Here is a 19726-nt window from a genome sequence, read left to right as displayed (position 1 = left end):
GCACGCGGGGAACGGACCACCGCCTAGCTGTGGCTCTGGCCAAGACCCATCAAGTGCTTTGGGTCGATCCTCCCGTTCCGCTCATCGGGCCGGCTGCCCAGGGACGACCCAGCATCTTCCCCGGCTTCAAAGTGGACCCAATTGGTGAAGGGCTGGTACGGCTGCGCGTGCTGGTGCCGCCGAAATTCACCAAGCCGTTGGTTCGTCCCGTAGCGAGTCTCCTCCTTCATCGGGCCATACGACGGATCGTCGATACCCAACCAACCCGGCCATTGGCCACGATCCTGATGTCCCCCCGTGAGACCTTCCCGCACGGCATGCCCGGTCGCAAGGTCCTGCACGTAACAGACGATTGGGCTGCAGGGGCGGAGCTGATGGGCTTGCAGCGCGAGAAGATCGAGGGAATTCTCAGAGCGAATCTGAAAAGAGCGGATATCGTTACCGTTGTCTCGCCGCACCTGATTGGGATCCTGCCGAGGCTGGGCACCTCGGCCGATCCCGTTGTCCTGCCCAACGGCTGCCATGTACCTGCGGGCGTGGAACCGGTGGACGAAACCGTCGAGCGCACGACTGTCGGGCTCATCGGCCAGCTCAATGAGCGGCTCGACATGGATTTGCTGGAGCGATTGGCTGACACCGGACTGCCCATCGATGTCATAGGACCTCGGAGGGAGCGCAATCCTGAGACGACCCGACGTCTGGACCACTTCCTGGCTGCACCGAATGTCACATGGACCGATGAAATTCCGGAGTCAGACCTCTGGGGCCGATCGCTCGCCATGGCGGTAGGGATCACACCGTATGCAGACACGGAGTTCAACCGGGCTAGTTTTCCACTCAAGACCCTGGATTACCTGGCGGCCGGACTGCCCGTCGTTTCGACGAATCTACCGGCCGTCCGATGGATCGGCAGCCCGCTCATCAACGTGGGGCATTCGGCTCAGGAGTTTGTCGACTTGGTCAAACGAGCGCAAAGTGCACCCCTGCACGCCAGTGAGCGGGGCGAGCGCCAGGCTCTTGCACGTCGCCATTCCTGGGACGCGCGAGCCGCCGAGATGTTGCGGCTCCTAACTGCCTCGACGGTGAAGCCATGACCCCTAGAACGATGACGCAACCAGCGAATTGGTCACGGTCCCTCCTGGCAGTCGTTTTTGGGACTGTTCTGGTCACCGGCTGCACCTCGACAGTTAAACCTGAAGCATTGGTCGATCCTCCATCTAAGACCGGCGCCTTGGGCTTGCCACTGGTGCCTTGGGAGGGTGGCTCTGGATATTGGAAGAAGTTTGAGAAGGCCGACCGGGCCGGGTGGTCAGATCCTGCCTTTTTTCCCATCGTCGCGTGGTATGACTCGGCATCCAACGCGTCAGAGATCGACTTCGATAAGAAGTTGGGAATCAACACCTACATCGGCATGCCGGACTCCCTGGACTCGCAACTACTCGATGACGGGGGCATGTATTGGATCGGAGGAGCCCTCAACGAAACCTTCACCAGCAAAACCACGAGCTGGGTCGGCTACTTCCTTGACGATGAAGTTGATGGCCGTTTTCCCCCCGAGGAAGGCAAGGCCCATCTCGCATCCCGCAAAGACGCGGCACCCGGGGGCTTGTTTTCCTACGCCAATTTCACCTACATGGTGTTGGAGAACGATCTAGACCCCAGAGTGTCGAGCGCCTACGTGAACGACTACACCGACGTGGTGTCCGTCGACAAGTACTGGTATTCGATTCCCCATTGTTCCGCCGAGCCCTACCGAGACGTCTCCCTGCTGCCCATCGAACAAGAATCATGTCGATCATCCTCCAGCTACGGAACTGTCATGAAAGCATTGCGCCAACGCGATGCCGAGGACGGAAAACTGCAGCCATTGTGGCAATTCGTGGAGAATCTTGGCGGAACCGACCAACCTCAGAATTTCTCCGGCTACATCCAGGCGGCGCAGATACAAGGAGCCGTGATGAGCTCGATCATCAATGAAGCGCGTGGCATTGTCTACTTCAACCAGAGCTTCAGTGGCCCGTGCCAATCCAGCAATGTCTTCCGTTCCGCGCAGGTCGTTCCTGACTTCTGTGGACAGCAGCAGGTCCAGGCGGTGAAGCAAGTGAACCAGCGGATCCATCGCCTAGCTCCGGTCATCAATACCCAAACCCTTCAATGGGATTTCGGCGACGACACGTCGACCATGCTGAAGGTCCTCGACGGATACGCGTATCTCTTCTCGATGACCGACGGCCAGGCAAGACCCGGAACCCGCCAATTCCAGTGGCCCGCCTCGGTGGCCGGACGTACCGCCGAAGTGCTGTTCGAGTCCCGGAAGGTCACCATCGATTCAGATCGACAGATGTCCGACAATTTTCCGTCCGAATCCACCTACCACATCTACAAGGTGAAGATATGAGCTCCTCGTTGTCACATGTCATCCTGACCCGCTTCAATCTTCCGACTCCCGGAGTCGAGAGCGTGGTCAGGGCCAGAGAGGGTTGGCTACGTGAACGCCAGCAGTTATTCGAGCGTTACTGCTTGCCTTCCATGCAGTCCCAATCCGAGGGCAACTTTCACTGGATCGTCTACTACGACGAAGAAAGCCCGGACTGGCTCAAAGAACGCACCACAACGCTCAGTTCCCTCGGTAAATTCACGCCGTTGTATCGGCAGGCAGTACCCCGCGACCAGTTGCTGGCGGACATCGAGGGAGTCGCCAATGAACGAAGCGATCTGCTGCTGACGACGAACCTCGACAACGATGACGCCGTCGCGTCGGATTTCGTAGCCCGCCTGCAACACAGCGCGGAGACCAGGCGGGCAGTCGCGCTCTACATCGACAATGGGCTGATTCAGCACGGTGACCGGGTCTATCTTCGCACCGATACGACCAACGCATTCTGCTCAGTCAGTGAGCCGTGGGACAGCCCAGTAACTGCCTGGGCGGATTGGCACAATCGACTTGAACGGCACATGCCAGTTCGCCATATTCAGGGTGAGCCTGCGTGGCTGCAAGTCATCCACGATGGAAATGTCAGTAACAGGGTCCGGGGGCGACGCGTAGACCCCGGGCACTACCGGGCCGGATTCGGGGCACTGCTCGATGTGGCCCGTCGCCCGACGACCGCTGAACTCATGGTCGACAGGTACGCAGCCGCCCCAGCCAGACTGGCCAGGGACGCTGTGCGTTGGGGGGCGAAGTCAGCCATCATGCGGATCGGCGGCAAACAGGGACTCAATCAGATGAAGCTTGCCGCTGCCCGGGTGGCCCCAAGGCAGGAAAGATGACGTGGCATCACCAGCTGGCCCGCGCCGACCAGCGTCGAGCCCAACCGAAGGGGGCAGGAAATGTTTGTCCGTGACCTGATCCAGAGCTGCCTGCGCCGGTGGTACCTCGTTGTCGTGGGACTATTGATGACCGGAGCGGCCTCCTATCTAGTCTTTCAAGCTGTCCCGCCCACCTACGAGGCGAAGGCGAGCATGGTTCTTGTCCCTCCGCAGGTAGCGGTCACCACCGGTGAAAATCCGTTCCTATATCTTGGCGGCCTGGATCAGGCACTTGGCGTTCTGCAGGTAAAGGTCACCGGACCGGAAGTGGCCGAGCCGCTATTGGAAGAGTATCCGGGTACCGCAATCACGGTGGCCCAGGATGAATCGACCACTGGACCGATTATCGTGGCGGATGTCACCGGGCCGGACGCCCTGTCCACCATGGACATGCTGGAAGCCATGAAGACCACGATTCCGTCAACGCTCGCGACACTCCAAACCGACTTGGACGTTCCCAAGGCATCAGTCATCACGGTGCTGCCTCTCGCAGCGGATGCCAGCCCCACGGTGGTGTACAAAAAGCCCATCCAATTCACCGGAATAGTAACGGCAATGGGGTTGGCGGCTACCTTCTTGCTGGTGGGATTGGCCGACGGCTTTCTGGAACGCCGGAAAATGCGCAAGTCCAGGCCGAACGACCTGGTTTCGGTTCCTCAGCTCTCGACCCTCGAGGGAGAATGGGAGCACCACGGACATACTCCGGGAAAGCCACAACAGGGGAAAGGCAGTCAGCCAGCTAAGAGCAACAGGGGAAAAGGTTCCCCGACAACGTCGACACCGCCGGAAACCGAGACCAAGTTGGTGGGTTCGCGACGTGAAAACCGCCGTTGACCTGAAGCCTTCGCCTCCCCGACTCAGAAGGCGACAGAGCCTGGACGCCACCTCGGTCCTGACAATCTATTTGGTACTCCTTCTCGGCGTGCCCTCAGACCAGGGGATTGGCCCCTTGGGCGGCGCAGGTTCACCATCAACTCTCTTTGGGCTGTGCATGCTGTTGTGGTGGGCCTGGCACTACCTTCGCAATATCGGGTCCCATGGTTCACGCCGGCGACAACCTGTTAGGACTGCACTCACCGTCTTCGTGGGATGCGTTTTGGTTAGCTACGTACTGGCCGCTTTGACGTCGCTACCCTATACGGACGGTAACGGATCAACGCTCATGCTCATCAATACCGCCTCGTATTGCGGGGTAATCCTGGTGGCCAACGACGGAGTACGCGACCGCAGTCGGTTCCTCGTGTTGATGCGCCGTCTTTCACTGTTTGTGGGGCTGTATGCCCTGCTCGGAGCCATCCAGTTCTTCAGCGGTGTTAACTTCGTCGACCAGTACCATTTGCCTGGCCTGACCGCGAATGGAGTCGAAGGTATCGATTCTCGTGGGGGATTCATCCGTTCCGAGTCCACCGCCAGACATCCGCTGGAATATGCCGCAGTCCTCGCCATGGTTCTGCCCATCGCACTGACGCTGGGAATCCGCGACACTCAACGCGCTCTTCTTCGCCGGTTCCTTCCACCAGCGTTCATCTTTCTGGCGGCCTTCATCTCCGTCACTCGGTCCGCACTCCTGGGCATCGTCGTGGGATTGCTCGTCCTCGTGCCGACCTGGGAACGCCGGATTCGGATACGCCTCATCCTGGTTGGCCTGGCTGGACTCTCGGTCCTGTACGTCGTAGTTCCCGGGCTGGCGGGAACGATCGTCGGCATGTTCTCAGGATCCGACCCCAGCGTGGACTCACGCACGTCGAGTTTCGGCGCGGCTCTGGGCTATTTTTCGCTGACCCCGGCATTTGGCCGCGGCCTGGGCACGATGAATCCGACTTATCACATCTTTGATAATCAATACTTCGGTTTGCTGATAGAAGTTGGGCTCGTCGGCACACTCGCGTTCTTGGCGATGATACTGGCCGCTGCCTTGGTTGCATGGCGGGGGCGCAAGCTTGGGGGCCCGATGCTTGGGGGATTAGGGCCGGCTCTGGCGGGGGGCATCTTGGCCGGGGCACTCCTTTGCGCTTTCTTTGATGCATTCCATTTTCCCCAGGCAGTGGGAATGCTGATGCTGATGCTTGGACTGTGCGGAGCATACCGGAACGTGGAAATCGATACGACAGCAACAGATGCACGTCGGCGTTCTATAGCGCTCGCTTCCGCGACAATCGGGGCCCAGAGAATCGGGGCTATTCTCCTGAGGCGGTGGTACGTGATGCTTCTGGTGCTGCTCATGGCCATTCCCGCGTGCTACCTGGCCATGGGGGCCAAAGGGGTGTACTACGCCAAGTTCGAGATTGGATTCGACGCGCCACCTGGTTCCACTATGAATAACGCCTTGCGTACAGAGGGGTTCTACGTGGTCGATTTTACGGCCATGGTGCAGCGCATGTATGAGGGCCGGTACCCGAATCCGGTGGTCATCCCTACATCGGCACCGTTGTATGGGACCGGCATGAAACACGCTAGCGCGGTATTCCTGCCTAGTGCGGGTGGACAGTGGCAGACGAACTTCAACAAACCAAGTATCAACGTGGAGATCGTCGGCACCAGTCCCGAAGAAGTCTACTCGCGCGCTACGTCGGTTGCCCGGGAGCTGGAGAGCCTAGCCGTCATCCCGCAAGAACAGATGGGGGTTTGGAAGTCTGCGTTGATCACCACGGACATGAGGCCATCCGAGGTTCCCATTTCATACGTTCCGGTGCGCGGCAAGTACGCGGTGGTGGGGATCTGCCTCCTGGGGGTTGGCGTTTCCGGCGCTCTGGCGATCGGTGTCGAAAGGCTGTTCGGCAATCTCTCGAAAAGGCGGCATAAGCTTCCGGGCGCCTCTGCAGTCTGAGCCGGTCGAACCCGCCGAATGATGCTCCATCGTTCAGGGAATGGATCACGATGGCTAGAGTCGTGGGCATGGACCTGTGTTAAGACGGAGCTTTCGGTGGCGCATGTGTATGCATCCGGTAGCACGGGCGCGGGCATCGGATAGCGCCTTTCGGCGCCCGCGCCTGAGCACAGGTCTGTGGTCTTGGCGATCGCGCGGTGCGAGCCGGCAGGCATCGTTTCGATTTACCGATATGGATGACCCAGCAGAAGCAGTGCCAACACATGGCGGTAGTCAGTCATGAGCGGATTCCTTCCGAATTCACCCGGGGCCGTCGTTGACCGCGGGTTGAACCCATGGTCGGTCGAACCCCCGCCAGAGCGCTACCCGATACCCGCACTCCTGCTACCGCTTCGTTACACAGGCGCTATCCGAAGCTCCGTCTTAACAGACCTGCGGGTCCTTCGACTGGAGACTCCGACAGGCTTGCAGTTGTGGCACAAAGTGCGAGCCATGGGATGGCAAGCGCCAGCCGACGGCTGCCAACGATGGAATGCGGCAAGCGACCATAAATAAACAGGATTCCGATGAGTTGGCCTGAAGAAACCGTGGCCACGGAAGCCGGTGAATTCTGTGCGGTCTATACGTTCCGGCTGCTGTTGTCACGTTCCCACATCGATCCTGTCCCCGAAGGGGGCTTGCGCCGACGCTTGAGCCGGGCAGCCGCGACAAATGCTGCGTAGACGACGGCGTCCGCGGCGCTACGCGGACTACTGATCGAGCCCAGTAGTTCACGAAAGGACTGCCGCGTGGAGCTCACTGGTGTCGGGGCAGGGACTTGAGCTGCTCGATCAGGGGCCGCCAGTTCGGCTTGCCCCCGGTAATTACGGCGCAGGATGGCCAGCAGGGATCGACGGTCCCGAGGAGTCACGACGTTCACGGGCGGAGTGTGCAAGATGGCCTTTTCGGAGCTCGTGTATAGCCCGTCTACGTAGAGGTCGTCTGCGGTCACATCGGGAAACTGCGGTATGCGTTGGTGCCCGGCCTCGCTAAGCGCGTAGGCACCTGCCCCCCACAGCGCACGATTCGTCGTGGGCATCCGACGGCGGGCCCGGTAGAAGGCCTTGACAGGCCACGAAGCACCCGTATCGTCGTACCGGAAAGCCGGCCGTGCAGCCAAAACATCTCCGCGCCCCAAGCGGTCCAGGACCATTCGAAGTGCTGTTGGGCTAATGCCTATGTCGGCATCGAGATAGAGCCGCGGCCACGCTGTGGCCACGGCGTCGGCGGCGTTGAGTGCTGCGATCTTGGAAGCGGTCGCAACCTCGATGACTCGGACTCCGTCGAAGGCCTTCGCGATGGTTACCGTCTCGTCAACACATCCGTTGCAGGCCACTATTACCTCGACACGGCCCGTTGTCAGGACCGGCGATAAGGCGGCCAGCGTACGGCCAATCACGGCCGCTTCATTGTGTGCAGGAATGATGACTGTACCCTCTGGGAAATTGCGGAGAACCCGGTCCAATCGCTGCGCAGCTGTAGGCCCGGGAAGTGCATCCCAGCTGGCTTCGTCCATGATGGAGCGCAAAATCTGCAGCCGTGTGGGCTTGTAGAACCGAAGGGCTTCTGTCAATGCCACACCCCTGCGGAACCACCTGGCATATCTGTCATCGTGATACTTGCGGATGTACCGGATGCGGTTCACCGCCAAGAGGGTATTCAACTGCGCTGACACCCCCGAGCCGCCCCCGTGATGAGTCATTACGGCCGCTGGCTCGTACCATGCCGCCACGCCAGACTCACGTGCCCGACGAAAGTAGTCGACTTCTTCCGAATAAAGGAAGAACTGTGCGTCCCATTCCCCGAGCTGTTCGGCCAATTCGGACCGGATCATGATGGCCGCTCCGGATGCCCAGTCGACGTGGTGAGCGTGCTGGTAGCTTTCTGGCGCGTAGTCGGTTTCCGCGAGCCAACCAGGGCGAGTCGGCCATTTTGCGCCGAAGAACGCATCACCGAAGGCAGTTGCCACCGTCGGTTCGCGCCTCAGCGATGGGTAGATCGTGCCATCCGATTCGAGCAGCTTGGGTACCGCGAGCCCCGTGCCCGTAACGAGGAGCCGTCGGAGAAGAGTTCGAATGGCGCCTGGTAGAACCGCCAAATCTGGATTGAGGATGAGCACGGCGCTGCTGTTGCCAGAGACGCGCCGTGCGGCGTTGATGCCGTGGGCATACCCGAGGTTTCCGCCGGTGGACAACGTGTAGGCGTCAGGATAGGTGGCCAACGCCCCCAGGGTTCCGTCGACCGAGTCGTTATCCGCCACGATGACACGCAGGCGCAGGAATCGGGCTTCGTGGCGCAGGCTGTCCATCAGTGCGTGCAGCGAGTCCTCGCTGTTGTAGGTGACAATGTAGACCACGACGTCCGCGTGCTCGTGCTCCGGGACGAATGCCCCGGATTCGTGCCCTACCAGGCCATTGACCCTCGGAAGGGAAGGCACTGCGGAGCTGGCTTGAGAGGATTCCAAGCTGCTGTTCCGCCGAAGCTGGAGCAGGCTGGGCGGATCGTCCACTAGATAACGACGGGCTAGTCGCCGCGGTTCCAAGGCAAGCCGCCAAGCCCACTCGAGGCCATGGGCGCTGGCCCACTCTGGTGCTCGCTGAATGGCGCCGGCCAGGAAGTCCACCACGGCCCCGAACGCGAGTAGAACTTGTGCCCCGGTGGCGTTGCCGTACTTGGCCATCCAGAGCTCCTGCCGTGGCTTGCCCAATCCGACTACCAAAATCTGGACTCCGGCGTCCCGGATCGTCTGGGCCAGTTCCCGGGATTTGGCATCGTCGGCCAGTGTTTCCCGGTCAGGGGACCACAACCCGGCGAACTTCAGGTTGGGGCGCGTTTTGGTCAATCGGCGGGAAAGCAGACGTTGGATGATGTATGAGCCGCCGAGGAATCCCACTGTTGCACCCGATGCCTCCGCCGCGTCCAGGACCGGACCGATCAGGTCACTGCCGGCAAGCCGGGGCCAACTGCGTCCGGTCAGCCGATTCGCCTGGGCGACCAAGGGTGCCCCATCCAAGAGAATGAGCCAATCCATGCGCATCGTTTCCATAACCGCCCCATCAACCCCATCGGTGGCTTGGACGGTCGGCCGCATGGAGTCCCCGAGGGTCTGGTGCCACCGGCCCCCTCGACCGAACTGGGCGATGTGGTCGAGATTAGCCGAGACGACGGACAAGGGGACCACCTCTCCACCATCCACCCCGGAGATCGTCTGCGTGTGGCCGATGATGCGCTCGACTGCACCATTTTCATCGAAGAGATCGACGACGACGTCTGCGAGATTGACTCGTTGGTATTCGGGGGTCATGTCCAATTCCTTTTTCGGAACAAATGGCGGGCGCGTCTGATGTGGTTAGAAGATGGGCGGCACCTGTGTGCCAGAATCCTCTGGAAATGGGCCTGCTAGACCGGTTCCAAGTCGTCGCCTGATTCGACGTAACGGCGGCCCGTCGCCGGACATGTCCAGGTCCCATCGCCGTCTGATCGCAGAGGGTGCCCCGCTTCTCCGACCCAGCCTCGGCGTCGCGCTGGCACCCCGGCGACCACCGCATATGGCGGTACATCACGGGTGACCACTGCCCCAGCGGCAACCGTTGCCCAGGCGCCGATTTTCACGGGTGCGATGCACACAGCCCGTGCACCGATAGAGGCTCCTTCGTCAATGACCACGCCGACCTGTTCCCAATCCTCATTGTTCTTCAAGGTGCCGTCGACGTTGATGGCCCGAGGAAATTGGTCATTGGTCAGGACGGCGGCAGGACCGACGAACACGCCATTTCCGAGTCGGGCCGGCTCGTACACGAGGGCGTAATTTTGGATCTTGCAGTTGGCCCCGAGCTCCACGTCCGGTCCAATGTAGGCTCCGCGGCCGATGTTGCATCCTGCGCCGACGACCGCGCCCTCGCGGATTTGCGCCAAGTGCCAAATGTGCGCCCCGTCGCCCACGACGGCATTCGTGGCCACATCAGCACTGGCCTCACTAAGGTAGTTCACCATCGTCCCCCCAAATATTGGCAAGAGGCGTCTCGTTGGGGGTTTCCGTATGTGCCCGGCCGCCCAATTTGCAATGCCCTTGTGCCGCCGAGACTAGGGGAAGTTGCCATGTGTCTCAACGAGGAGCGAGTGAAGCGCGTGATAAACGAGTGTCCCTAGATGGGGAAGCGTCTGGTGCAAGTGTCGCGGCGCGTGGAGACCACCCTTTTGGCATGAAATACCGCGCCATATGCTTGGTCTAGCACAACCGCTTCGGAGGTTGCGTGCCAAATCCCCGGGGGAGCAAATGAAGTCGAAATACTTGGTAGCGGCAGTCGTGGCCGTTGCACTGCTGCTGACCGGAGTCGCGTGGTCATTGGATTCCGGGCTCCTGGGCCGCCCAACCGCCGACGGGGACCAATCCATTTCGCCGAGTGGTGGAAGTGCTTCATCGGTGGGTGGCACAAGCGCCTTGCCCGACGGCAGCGGAAAAGTAGAAGCTCGACTGCCAGCGAAAACGGAGCCTGCCCGGTCGAGCGCAGCGGGGAGTGAGCCGAAAGCTTCATCGCCTGCCGTTATGGACGATCGAGCGGCCAAGGCCACCCGCCCCTCCTGGAATCCGCAACCTGCGGCATCAGAGACTGCTGGCCTGGAGATGCCAACCGCCACACCAGGAACGCACAAGACGCTGCCCAAATCCAAGGTGAAAAGGCCGACTCTTTCCGTCGCCCCCAAGAACGGCGTGGCCAAGGGAAAACTGACCTCGAGCTTCCCCAAGAAGGCAGTGCCCGTGCCTCCCCATCTCAAGATAACGTCGTCATCCGTGGCCGCCCAAGGCACCCGGGTACTCGTCGGCGTCGATGGGCGGTCGAAATCATCTTCCGCGTCGATCTTGGCATTCTTCAACCGCGACTTCGCGGCCAGGGGCTGGACCGTAACACGTTCCACCCCCGCTGATCTCACGACCACCCTCCGGGGCACCTACGGACAAGACGCCGTCGTGGCGACCGTTCGGCAGTTGCCCACCGGGCAAACTGCCCTCACGGTCGCAGGCACCTTCAAGGTGGGGGACTAGGCGTGTACCTCAGCTTGTCCGACTGGACAGCGCGGCGTCAGGCTGCAGGAGCCCATCCCGCAGCCACCGTAGCCTTCAAGGCTTCTCCAACGGTTATCGCTCTCGGCATCGTCAGCATGCTGACCGACATATCATCGGAGTCAGTTGCCGCCATTCTTCCCCTGTACATCACCGGCGCCCTCGGCCTGTCCATGGTGGCCTATGGCTTCCTTGACGGGCTGAACCAGGGGACGAGCGCCATCGTGCGCATAGCGGCTGGATATACGGCGGATCGTACGAACCGGCCCAAGCCGGTCGCCGTGGTCGGCTACGGGCTCTCCATGGTCGCCCGGATTGGCCTGCTATTCGCGCAGGGCTTCGCTGGTATCACGGCCATCATCGGTGCCGACCGCATCGGCAAGGGCATTCGGACCGCTCCACGCGACGCCATGATCCAGTCCTCATCCCAACCGGAACATTTGGCGCGTTCGTTCGGGATACACCGCATGCTGGACACAATCGGCGCAACTATCGGGCCGTTCCTGGCTTTCGTTGTCCTGTTGCTCGTCCCCGACGGCTACCGGGTCGTTTTCGTGGTATCTCTGGCAGCAGCAATTCTGGGTGTAGCCGTATTGGGACTCATCGTTCCCAACCTTCGACTGCGCCGTCCCGTCGTCGAAACGGCAGGGGCGCCGTCGGAATCGAAAATCGGCCTGGCTGCCCGACCCTCGGTGCGGTTCCGTGACGTCGTCAAGGGGAGACTACGCTACGTCCTGTTCGCCGCAGGTCTCCTGGGCCTCGTGACAGTCGGCGATGGGTTCGTGTACCTAGCGCTCATGGACCACGGACACCTCCCGACCTATTGGTTCCCTCTGCTGTTCGTCGGTTCAAATGCGGTCTTCCTGACCCTGGCCATACCTCTGGGGCGGCTCGCCGACCGGACGTCACGTGCCGGAGTTTTTATCGTCGGACACTTGGCATTGGCTGCATCCTACCTATGTGCAGGCCTGGATGGTTCGATCCCCACCGTGCTGCTGTGCCTGGTGTTGCTGGGGGCCTTCTACGCAGCGACAGACGGAGTACTTGCTGCACTCGCCGGTCAGATCTCCCCGGAAGGAGCCACCTCAACCGGAATCGCATCGGCCCAAACCGTGGTGGCAGTGACAAGGCTGATAGCCTCCACCGGCTTTGGCTTCCTCTGGTTCCTGTTCGGTGCAGGGCCAGTCATGATCGGTGCGGCCGTCATGATGACACTCTTAGTTCCGGTCGCCTGGCGAGTGATCTCGAAACGAATCACCCAGCCCGTGGACAGGGCAGCACCGTGACGGGTCGGACGCAGTGGTCCACGCGTCGTGTGCGATGGATTGCACTGGTGGCCGTCGCCGCCATTGCGCTGGGTGGTTCGGTGATCTATGCCCTGCAGGCATACCAGCGATATCAGGACCGGAGCTCGGGTGTTTCCGCGGCGTCCGTGACGGAACAATTGCCCAGTGGCAGCCGGATCGTTTTCCGGAACACCGCGTCCGGCGAGGGGTACGGGAAGATTGCAGCCGTTCCTCTGGACGACCCCCATGGTCCACGAGGCCTGGGCGACGTGGCCTGCGATCGTGTGTATGCCGCCGAAGGTCTGGTCTCGTGCATGCGCATCATCAGGGGCAGACCGACAACCTTCGAAACCCAGATTCTTGATTCGGCGGGTCGCCAGATCCAGGTCTGGTCATTGCCGGGAATCCCCAGTCGCACACGCATATCCAACGACGGGCTCGTGGCAACGACGGCTTTCGTCACGGGACATTCCTACGCAACGAATTCATTCTCGACGGAGACCACTATCCGTGGTACGGATGGACGGGATTATGGGAATCTGGAGAATTTTCGCATGCTCATCAACGGATCGGAATTGACTGCCGTCGATCGCAACGTGTGGGGCGTGACCTTTGCCTCCGACGATGCGTTTTTTGCGACGGTGGCTTCCGGCGGGAAGACCTGGCTGGTGTCAGGCAGCCTGCAGGACAAGACACTGACGTCAGTGGTGGAGAATGCCGAATGCCCATCGATTTCGCCTGACGGTACCCGCGTCGCCTTTAAGAAGCGGCGAGCTGGGGTGGGTGCCGTTCATTGGGATATCGCGGTACTTGATTTGGCCTCGGGCGATGAAACCCAAATACCTCTTGAACGAAGCATGGACGACCAGATCGAGTGGCTGGACAATGACACGATGCTGTTCGGGGAGCCACGGGAAGGGGCAGTTGGCGACAGCGACATTCTCTCCCTCAGTCCAGTGGCAAACGCGAAGCCACGGCTCTTCATAGAACACGCATGGTCTCCATCTGTCGAGCGCTGACCTTACTGAGGAGTTGCGACTGATGGCCCGGTGACGCTTCCCGACCGAGGGATTCATCGTGATCGACGGCAACGACGATCGAGATAACGCATGACGTTGAATTGCCTGGCGACCACGTGCCACAGGCTTCGCGAGGAACTGGCGACGCACGGGCCGCCGCCGTCATCCAGATGTTGAGCCGCGATGCTCGTCCACTCGCGTCTCGCCTCGGCGGACCACACGGGTCGGCTGAGGGCGGCCCGCGTTCCCGGCAGCAGCTCGTACGATCCATGCGTGTTGCGGTGACGGATCGGGTTGCAGATTTGCCAGGGATGGTTCCCCAGGGGATCCGGGCAACTAGCCAGTTTCGTCCGGAATGAAGGCCAAATCGACGAAATAGTTTGTCGATTTCCAGGTGGAAGTGGGAACCGTGCCTCCCGCTGCACCATAGCGATATCGTCCGTTCGTCGACGTGGCGGCGACTGGTCCGATCGCCACGGATCCGAAATCGGTCGATTCGGCCCAGGTATAACTGCCGTGCGGGGCGTAGTAGCTAACCGTATAGGTTCCCGGGCCAAGGGGGACCGGATCGTCGAACAACGCACCTTGCCAACCAGAAGCGGATTCTGATGTGAAGTCGGCCGTCGCCACGACTTCCCCGCTGCTGGAGTAGATGTAGCCACGATGCGTCCCGGCGTTCTGTGGTGACTTGTCGAAGGCGATGCCGTACGCGGTGATTGGTTGGCTCACCTCGAGCTGGAGACCCAGCTCAACGGCGTCCGTCTCCCCTGAATAGGAGGAGTCCTTCGGAGCCCCTCCGGTGTGATCGAACAACCACGACACTCCGTCGGGGAAGCTGACGGACGCACTAGGGGTTGGCGTGGGCGCAGCGCTAGCGGACGTCGAAACGGACGGAGCAGGCGAGGTCGGAGATTCTGTCGGAGTTGGCGATGACGTTTCACTCGGCCCTCCGGAAGGCGAAGCAGCGGGGCTCGTCGGCTGCTCGGACGCCGAAGTGGGGATCGAATACAAGAAGTCGGCAAAGTAGTTCGAGTTGTTCCAGGTTCCCGTGGGAAGGCCTCCCTCGGGCCCGTAGACGAAGCGGCCATTGGACGACTCAAGACCCAACGGGCCCGAAACGTGCCCCGAGGCGAAATCGCCGCCGGTGAACACATACCCGCCGCTTGGTGCGAAGTACGAGACCGCGAAGGTGCTGCCGGCTTCAATGGTGACCGGTTGGCTCAGGAATGCTGTCTGCCATCCGGTCGTTGTACCGGTCCCGAAAGTGACCGTGGCCAGGCGCTCCCCGTTGGACCCCCAGATCGTCCCGGTGTGCTTTCCTGTCCCCAGCGGTCCCCGGTAGTAGCGGATTGCGTGAATCTCGACTGTCTTGGAGGTGGACAACTGCAGCCCCAGTTCGACTGGTGCGTTGTCTTGAGGATCGGTCTGCGCGGGGGTGGTCTCTTCGCCCAGGAATGAGCTCAGAGTCTGTCCCTGACCAGCCGTCCGGAACGTCCAGGGCGCGATCTCCGCCGGACCCGAGTCGACTCCGGAGACGTTCTGGGGGGCAACGGTATAGACGTTGCCGTCGCCGAGGGCATCCGATGGGGTGAAGGTCAGCGTTTTGCTGTCGCCGGATACTGCCGTTGTTCCGTCCACGATGCCATCCGGCCCAGACACCGTCAGAACAGCCCCGGACTTGAGAGGCTCCGAGAAGGTAGCGGAAATTGGCGCCTGCTGATTCACACCGTCGGCTCCCGCAGCGGGCTGACGCTCTGACACCGTGACAGGCGGCGCGTCCTCGACGAAACGGACGTCTACCAGATAGCTGGAAGTTACTTGTCCGTCGGGGAATCCGTTGCCGTAAGTGAAGGAACCAGCCGCGAAACTTGTCCGCAGAGGGCCGCTGACTGTGTCTGTCGAGAAAGCGCCTGGAATGGCCGGATAGGTCCCGTTGCTGCGGTACGCGGCGATGTATTCGACGCCGGGCTTGATGGCGACGGGATGGTCGAATTCCGCGTACTGCCAGCCGGAGACGGAATCGTCAGGGAACTGGACTTCGGAGAGGACTTCGCCGGAAGCGGTGTAGAGCCAGCCGGGATGGGGGCCGGTCTCGCCAGGACTCCGGTAGAACTTGAGTCCGGTCACGGTGCCGCCGACGCTGCTCGAGAAGCGTGTTGCGAGCGTGACAGGGGTTCCGTCCTTGATGCTGTCGATAGCGGGAACGGTAGCGTCCTGGTACAGGCCGCACGGGCACACGGATGGGTCAACCGGTGCCATGACGGTTCGGAATCCCCAAGTACCGCCTCGTTGGACGCCGTTGCCAGCTTGGTCTAGCGCCGTCAATTGAGCCGTGTATTCCGTACCTTGGGCGAGTGGGGAGCCTGGGGTAAAGGTAGCGGTTCGGGTGTCCGGATCGTACGTCGTCGTGCCGGGAACCGTTTCGCCGTCGGCGTCGCTGAGTTTGATCCTGACGCTGGAAGCGGTCACCGGCTTCGACAGCACAGCGCTGATGGGAGTGGTCACCGGGACGCTGTGGGCGGTGTCCGACGGAGTCGGCTTGGCCGCCGAGAGCGGTATTGCATCCGAAGTCTCGAAAATAGCGTCGACATAGTAATTGGAACGTAGATAGGAGCTCTGCGGGAAACCGCCACCACTCCAGTACAAGCCGGATTCCGGTGCCTCGAAGCCACCGCCAACATGGAGGGGAGGGGCATTCACGCCACGGTAGGCGAAGTATTCAAGATCCGCGGAGTAGTGCCCATTAGGGGCGAAGTAGGAAACCACGTACTCCGTGCCGGCGGTCGCCTCGACTGGCTGGTCGAACTTCGCGCTCTGCCAACCTTCCGTCGACTCCTGGGTGAAGGTCACGGTCGCCAGCCGTTGGCCGTCGACCGACCAGAGTGTCCCCGTGTGGGTTCCCGTGTTGGCCTTGCTCTTGTAGAACCTCACGCCCGTGATATATCCATCCGTCGTAGGGTTGAAGCGCAATCCCAATTCGACGGCAGATCCGTCACCCGAATCGATCTGGCCGGGCACGGCCGAACCGAGTGCGCTGTACGGACCCTTGACATTGATGGGGACCACGGTCCCCGTGCTGGAGTAGTTTCCGGAATCGTCGATGCCCCGAACGAGAAGTGAAGCATCACCGGAACCGTGTTGGATGGTGCTGAAGTTCCACGTCGTGGTGCCTGCCGCCGGTTTCCAATTGGCACCCCCGTCGGTGGAAAATTCAACGCCAGCGACTTGCCCGGCCGCGTCGCGAGCCGTCCCCCTAATGGTAATAGTGTCGCCATTGGCGACTGTTCCTGATGGGGAGGAAGTGATGGCTACGGTGGGCGCAGTCTTGTCCGTGGAGGCCTGTGCTGCGACGAGTCCGTCCATGAGCGTCGAGGGCTGGGCTCCCATGTCGGCAAGGAGGTTTACCTCGGCTTGTTGCATCCGGGGATCTGCTGGCGCTCCGTCGCCGTCGTGCCATTCGTCCAAGCCCCAGGTCCACTGGACGCTGCCAGCAGAGAATACGAGTGCCCCGCTGGCGGCCTTGTACAACGTGACGTGGTGCGTCGTAGTGCCTGCGGCCACTACATTGCCGAAGTCCTGCAAATACTCGGGTACGTCGCCGGTAGTCGTCGACAAATTGACCAGCCCCGGCGGTCGGAAGCCGTTTTCGAGCGGTTCATCGGACTCATATCCGACAGTATGAGGGGCGAGAGCTACTTTTTGACCGGCGGCAAGATCTTCCAGTGGAGTATGCTGCCACAATCGCATTTTGCCTTCCCGAGCGTTAACGGTCACGGGTAGGTCCCCATTGTTCACGACGTAGGCGGTGCCGGTGAGTCCGTTCTCGGGAAGGCCAGCCCCATCGTCCGGGGAGGCGAAGCGTGGGTCACGCCAAGTTCCCGTCCACTCATCCTCGGGATCGATCTTGGCGTTCGCCCAAGTTTCCTTGTAGCTGACCAGCGTGCGGTAGTCGTTGCCACCGGTGGACGACGGCTCATAGCGGGTGCGCCAATAGACCTCGTTTCCGGAAAGAAATTGTAGGTTGACGCCGGAATCACGCGCGGCTTCCACGTTCTTGCGCTGGTTGCCGGACCAGTACTCGTCGTGTCCGACCGAGAGGAACGTCTTGTGGTTGGTCAGGAGGGAGCCATATCGGTCCGTATCGACGCCGGAAAAGTAGCTGACATCGTATCCATTGCGTTCGAGGAACCGGACCATCGGGTATTCCGCGCCGAAGTAGAAGTCGCGGGCTTCAATGCCGGCCCTAGTGGCGAAGGGGCGGTTGTAGCTGATTTTGTATGCGCGTCCATTGGCCGCACCAGAATAGAAGTCGGAACCACCATAGGTGTTATAGGCGTGCCATGTAGGGTCCGAGGTCTGGAACAAGATGTCGGAGTGGCTCGACTCATCGCGGACGATGAAGGTGATGTGGCTGTCGTCTCCGTTGTCCTTGCGGGTGAGCTTGGCGATGTAGACACCGGATACGGCGTCGTCGGGCACATTCCATGAGGCGGATACCGCCCACGTCCCGCAGTCGGTCAGTTCGGTCGACACGTCCTGGAGGCATTCGGGCTGCGTTTGCGGCAGGGTGGCACTTGGCGTCACGGAGGCAATCTTGCGTGCGCCGAGGCCTTGGTACCAGCCGGTCCGGTAGATGTCGATGGAGTACGCCGAGGCGTCCGTGTCGATCTTGAAGTCGATCTTTCCGCCCACGTCGACGCTGATGTCGGTGGCGAAACCCTGAATCGACTCATCGCCGGCTCCGATGACTTCCCACTCCTGCCAAGGAGATCCCGGCTTGGAGTTTTCGCACACGATGGGGTTCTCATCGGGTCCGCACGGGGTCGCAGCCGCAGACCCGGGCACGACGACTACCGGGACGACGAGCGTTGCGACGGCCATCAGGACTGTCCCGAGGCGGTGATGCCACCGAGGGGGCGTGCTGTGACGTTTGCTGGTGAAATCCTTCGTGGAAGACACGTTGCCCCTCGAATTTCCTAGGCCTTAGCCGACGGTCGGCGCCGACGTGGAAAGCCCATGACGGGTTTCCCGCTTCAGCGTATTCCGGCCGATTCTTCAGGGGTAGAGAGGAGCGCCAATCCAAGCAATTAACGGGTATGACCGCGCTGCGTGACCTTAATGGTATTCGGCGGTGTACGCCCCTGCATCCGCGTCAAAGAAGGCATAGTCGATACCCTTGATCGTCCGTACTGTGAAATCCACGTCCTGGCCGCCCCGGTGAAGTGCGGCCAAGGTACCCGTCGCTGATTGGACGGGGAGCATCGTCTGGAGCATGCCTGCTACCCGGGGATCCGGGTCCACGGTGAAGTTCACGGAACCGGCCACGGCGTGGAGCCCGCTGATGGTTGACTCGTTGCGGCCGTCGGTGAAGTCGAGCAGCTGTCGAGCGGAGATCATGGGCACGTCGTGTTTCATTGCTGCATCCATTAGCTGACGGTCGAACGAATCACTGTAGTCGTAGTGGGTCCCAAGGACACCGAAATAGCCCTCGGTTCCGTTGGCGGCAGAGATCAGCTTTTCGATGCCCTCGGTCGAACCGTTCCAGGTTTCGTTGACGAGGTGGGTTTCCTGTTGGAAGACGTTGATGAGTTGCCCGTCGTCAGATCCGAAGCGCATGGGGAGAGCCGACCCCGTCATGTAGCCGGGGCGGCCCTGGATCCAGGTCGGCGGCCAGTTGTAGTAGTTCATGTCCAACCGAATTCCCCAGCTGCGCTCCACGTGGGGCTGGGAGGTCCAGTCGCTCCAGGCAATGCAGTGAAGGCGGCTGCCCACTTGCTCGGGCAAGGAAGGGTACTTCTCACGAAAGGCGGAGAGCGATCGGGCAAAGGAGACGTCGAGGGAGGCCGGCGTCCAGTTCTGGCACTGCGTGGTGACGTGCGCGCCCATGTCGAAACCGTCGTCGAAGAATTCCGCGGCTTCGCCGTCGGTCATCGGTGATGAAGGATAGATCCAGGAGGTCGCCCGGGGGCATTCCCACAGTCGGACGCTGCAGTCGGCCGGATCGAGTGTGAGCATATGCTCGAACGACGACTTGGTGCCGTCGCCGGTTGCGTGGTCGTCGGACGCCATCAGTAGGGCGACATTGGCTCCGTGGGGTAGGTACCAGAACCGTGGGAGTGGAGCGGCATCTTGGTGCAGTTGCTCGATGATGTTGGTGAGCAACCTCATTTGCTCGTCCGCTTGG

At 61.2% G+C, this 19726-nt stretch carries 12 protein-coding genes; 8 read left to right on the top strand and 4 right to left on the bottom strand.

Going from position 1 to position 19726, the window contains the following annotated elements:
• Nucleotides 1-29: 29 nt before the first annotated feature.
• The 5 genes from AB8M85_RS00780 to AB8M85_RS00760 all read left to right on the top strand — a co-directional run bounded on the left by AB8M85_RS00780 (nucleotide 30) and on the right by AB8M85_RS00760 (nucleotide 6136).
• On the top strand, nucleotides 30-1094 hold the full coding sequence (locus AB8M85_RS00780; RefSeq protein ID WP_372696874.1) for a glycosyltransferase: 1065 nt from the start codon (nucleotides 30-32) through the stop codon (nucleotides 1092-1094).
• Nucleotides 1091-2398, top strand: coding sequence for a hypothetical protein (locus AB8M85_RS00775; RefSeq protein WP_372696873.1), 1308 nt, complete (start codon nucleotides 1091-1093; stop codon nucleotides 2396-2398). Before AB8M85_RS00780 ends, AB8M85_RS00775 begins: the two co-directional genes overlap by 4 nt.
• A complete protein-coding gene (locus AB8M85_RS00770) occupies nucleotides 2395-3270 on the top strand; it encodes a glycosyltransferase (protein WP_372696872.1) in 876 nt (291 codons plus the stop codon). Before AB8M85_RS00775 ends, AB8M85_RS00770 begins: the two co-directional genes overlap by 4 nt.
• A 60-nt stretch (nucleotides 3271-3330) precedes the next feature.
• The gene (locus AB8M85_RS00765; protein WP_372696871.1) at nucleotides 3331-4143 is read left to right on the top strand and encodes a hypothetical protein; all 813 of its coding nucleotides are present in this window, start codon (nucleotides 3331-3333) and stop codon (nucleotides 4141-4143) included.
• Between the two features lie 328 nt (nucleotides 4144-4471).
• The gene (locus AB8M85_RS00760) at nucleotides 4472-6136 is read left to right on the top strand and encodes an O-antigen ligase family protein (protein ID WP_372696870.1); all 1665 of its coding nucleotides are present in this window, start codon (nucleotides 4472-4474) and stop codon (nucleotides 6134-6136) included.
• Nucleotides 6137-6755: 619 nt separating this feature from the next.
• On the opposite strand, the gene AB8M85_RS00755 is transcribed toward AB8M85_RS00760, so the two are convergent.
• Both AB8M85_RS00755 and AB8M85_RS00750 read right to left on the bottom strand, forming a co-directional pair.
• Complete coding sequence (locus AB8M85_RS00755; RefSeq protein WP_372696869.1) at nucleotides 6756-9479, bottom strand: WecB/TagA/CpsF family glycosyltransferase; 2724 nt, start codon at nucleotides 9477-9479, stop codon at nucleotides 6756-6758.
• Nucleotides 9480-9574: 95 nt separating this feature from the next.
• Nucleotides 9575-10168 (bottom strand): acyltransferase, encoded by a 594-nt coding sequence (locus tag AB8M85_RS00750; RefSeq protein ID WP_372696868.1) that lies wholly within the window; start codon nucleotides 10166-10168, stop codon nucleotides 9575-9577.
• A 553-nt stretch (nucleotides 10169-10721) separates the two neighbouring features.
• Here AB8M85_RS00750 and AB8M85_RS00745 point away from each other — a divergent pair.
• From AB8M85_RS00745 to AB8M85_RS00735, 3 genes are read left to right on the top strand one after another with little or no spacing between them, the layout of a single operon-like run.
• Entirely contained in the window at nucleotides 10722-11219 is a 498-nt protein-coding gene (locus AB8M85_RS00745; protein ID WP_372696867.1) for a hypothetical protein, read from the top strand.
• 2 nt (nucleotides 11220-11221) lie between these two features.
• Entirely contained in the window at nucleotides 11222-12523 is a 1302-nt protein-coding gene (locus AB8M85_RS00740; RefSeq protein WP_372696866.1) for an MFS transporter, read from the top strand.
• 47 nt (nucleotides 12524-12570) lie between these two features.
• The gene (locus tag AB8M85_RS00735; protein ID WP_372696865.1) at nucleotides 12571-13542 is read left to right on the top strand and encodes a hypothetical protein; all 972 of its coding nucleotides are present in this window, start codon (nucleotides 12571-12573) and stop codon (nucleotides 13540-13542) included.
• Between the two features lie 336 nt (nucleotides 13543-13878).
• On the opposite strand, the gene AB8M85_RS00730 is transcribed toward AB8M85_RS00735, so the two are convergent.
• Together AB8M85_RS00730 and AB8M85_RS00725 are read right to left on the bottom strand one after the other, a co-directional pair.
• Nucleotides 13879-18423: a DUF4082 domain-containing protein gene (locus AB8M85_RS00730; RefSeq protein WP_372696864.1), complete on the bottom strand. Its 4545-nt coding sequence runs from the start codon at nucleotides 18421-18423 to the stop codon at nucleotides 13879-13881.
• A 234-nt stretch (nucleotides 18424-18657) separates the two neighbouring features.
• Entirely contained in the window at nucleotides 18658-19704 is a 1047-nt protein-coding gene (locus AB8M85_RS00725) for a hypothetical protein (protein ID WP_372696863.1), read from the bottom strand.
• Between the last annotated feature and the right edge of the window lie 22 nt (nucleotides 19705-19726).

It is taken from the genome of Arthrobacter sp. JSM 101049 (assembly GCF_041679245.1).
GTDB lineage: Bacteria > Actinomycetota > Actinomycetes > Actinomycetales > Micrococcaceae > Arthrobacter_H.
Note: the sequence above shows the minus strand (reverse complement) of the source record. Positions and strands in the feature narration are given on the sequence as shown.

Excerpts from the sequence above, each read along its gene's own strand:
- AB8M85_RS00770 (WP_372696872.1), top strand. The coding sequence starts at position 2,395 with ATGAGCTCCTCGTTGTCACATGTCATCCTGACCCGCTTCAATCTTCCG.
- AB8M85_RS00730 (WP_372696864.1), bottom strand. The coding sequence starts at position 18,423 with ATGGCCGTCGCAACGCTCGTCGTCCCGGTAGTCGTCGTGCCCGGGTCT.
- AB8M85_RS00750 (WP_372696868.1), bottom strand. The coding sequence starts at position 10,168 with ATGGTGAACTACCTTAGTGAGGCCAGTGCTGATGTGGCCACGAATGCC.
- AB8M85_RS00775 (WP_372696873.1), top strand. The coding sequence starts at position 1,091 with ATGACCCCTAGAACGATGACGCAACCAGCGAATTGGTCACGGTCCCTC.
- AB8M85_RS00745 (WP_372696867.1), top strand. The coding sequence starts at position 10,722 with ATGGACGATCGAGCGGCCAAGGCCACCCGCCCCTCCTGGAATCCGCAA.
- AB8M85_RS00755 (WP_372696869.1), bottom strand. The coding sequence starts at position 9,479 with ATGACCCCCGAATACCAACGAGTCAATCTCGCAGACGTCGTCGTCGAT.
- AB8M85_RS00760 (WP_372696870.1), top strand. The coding sequence starts at position 4,472 with ATGCTCATCAATACCGCCTCGTATTGCGGGGTAATCCTGGTGGCCAAC.
- AB8M85_RS00765 (WP_372696871.1), top strand. The coding sequence starts at position 3,331 with ATGTTTGTCCGTGACCTGATCCAGAGCTGCCTGCGCCGGTGGTACCTC.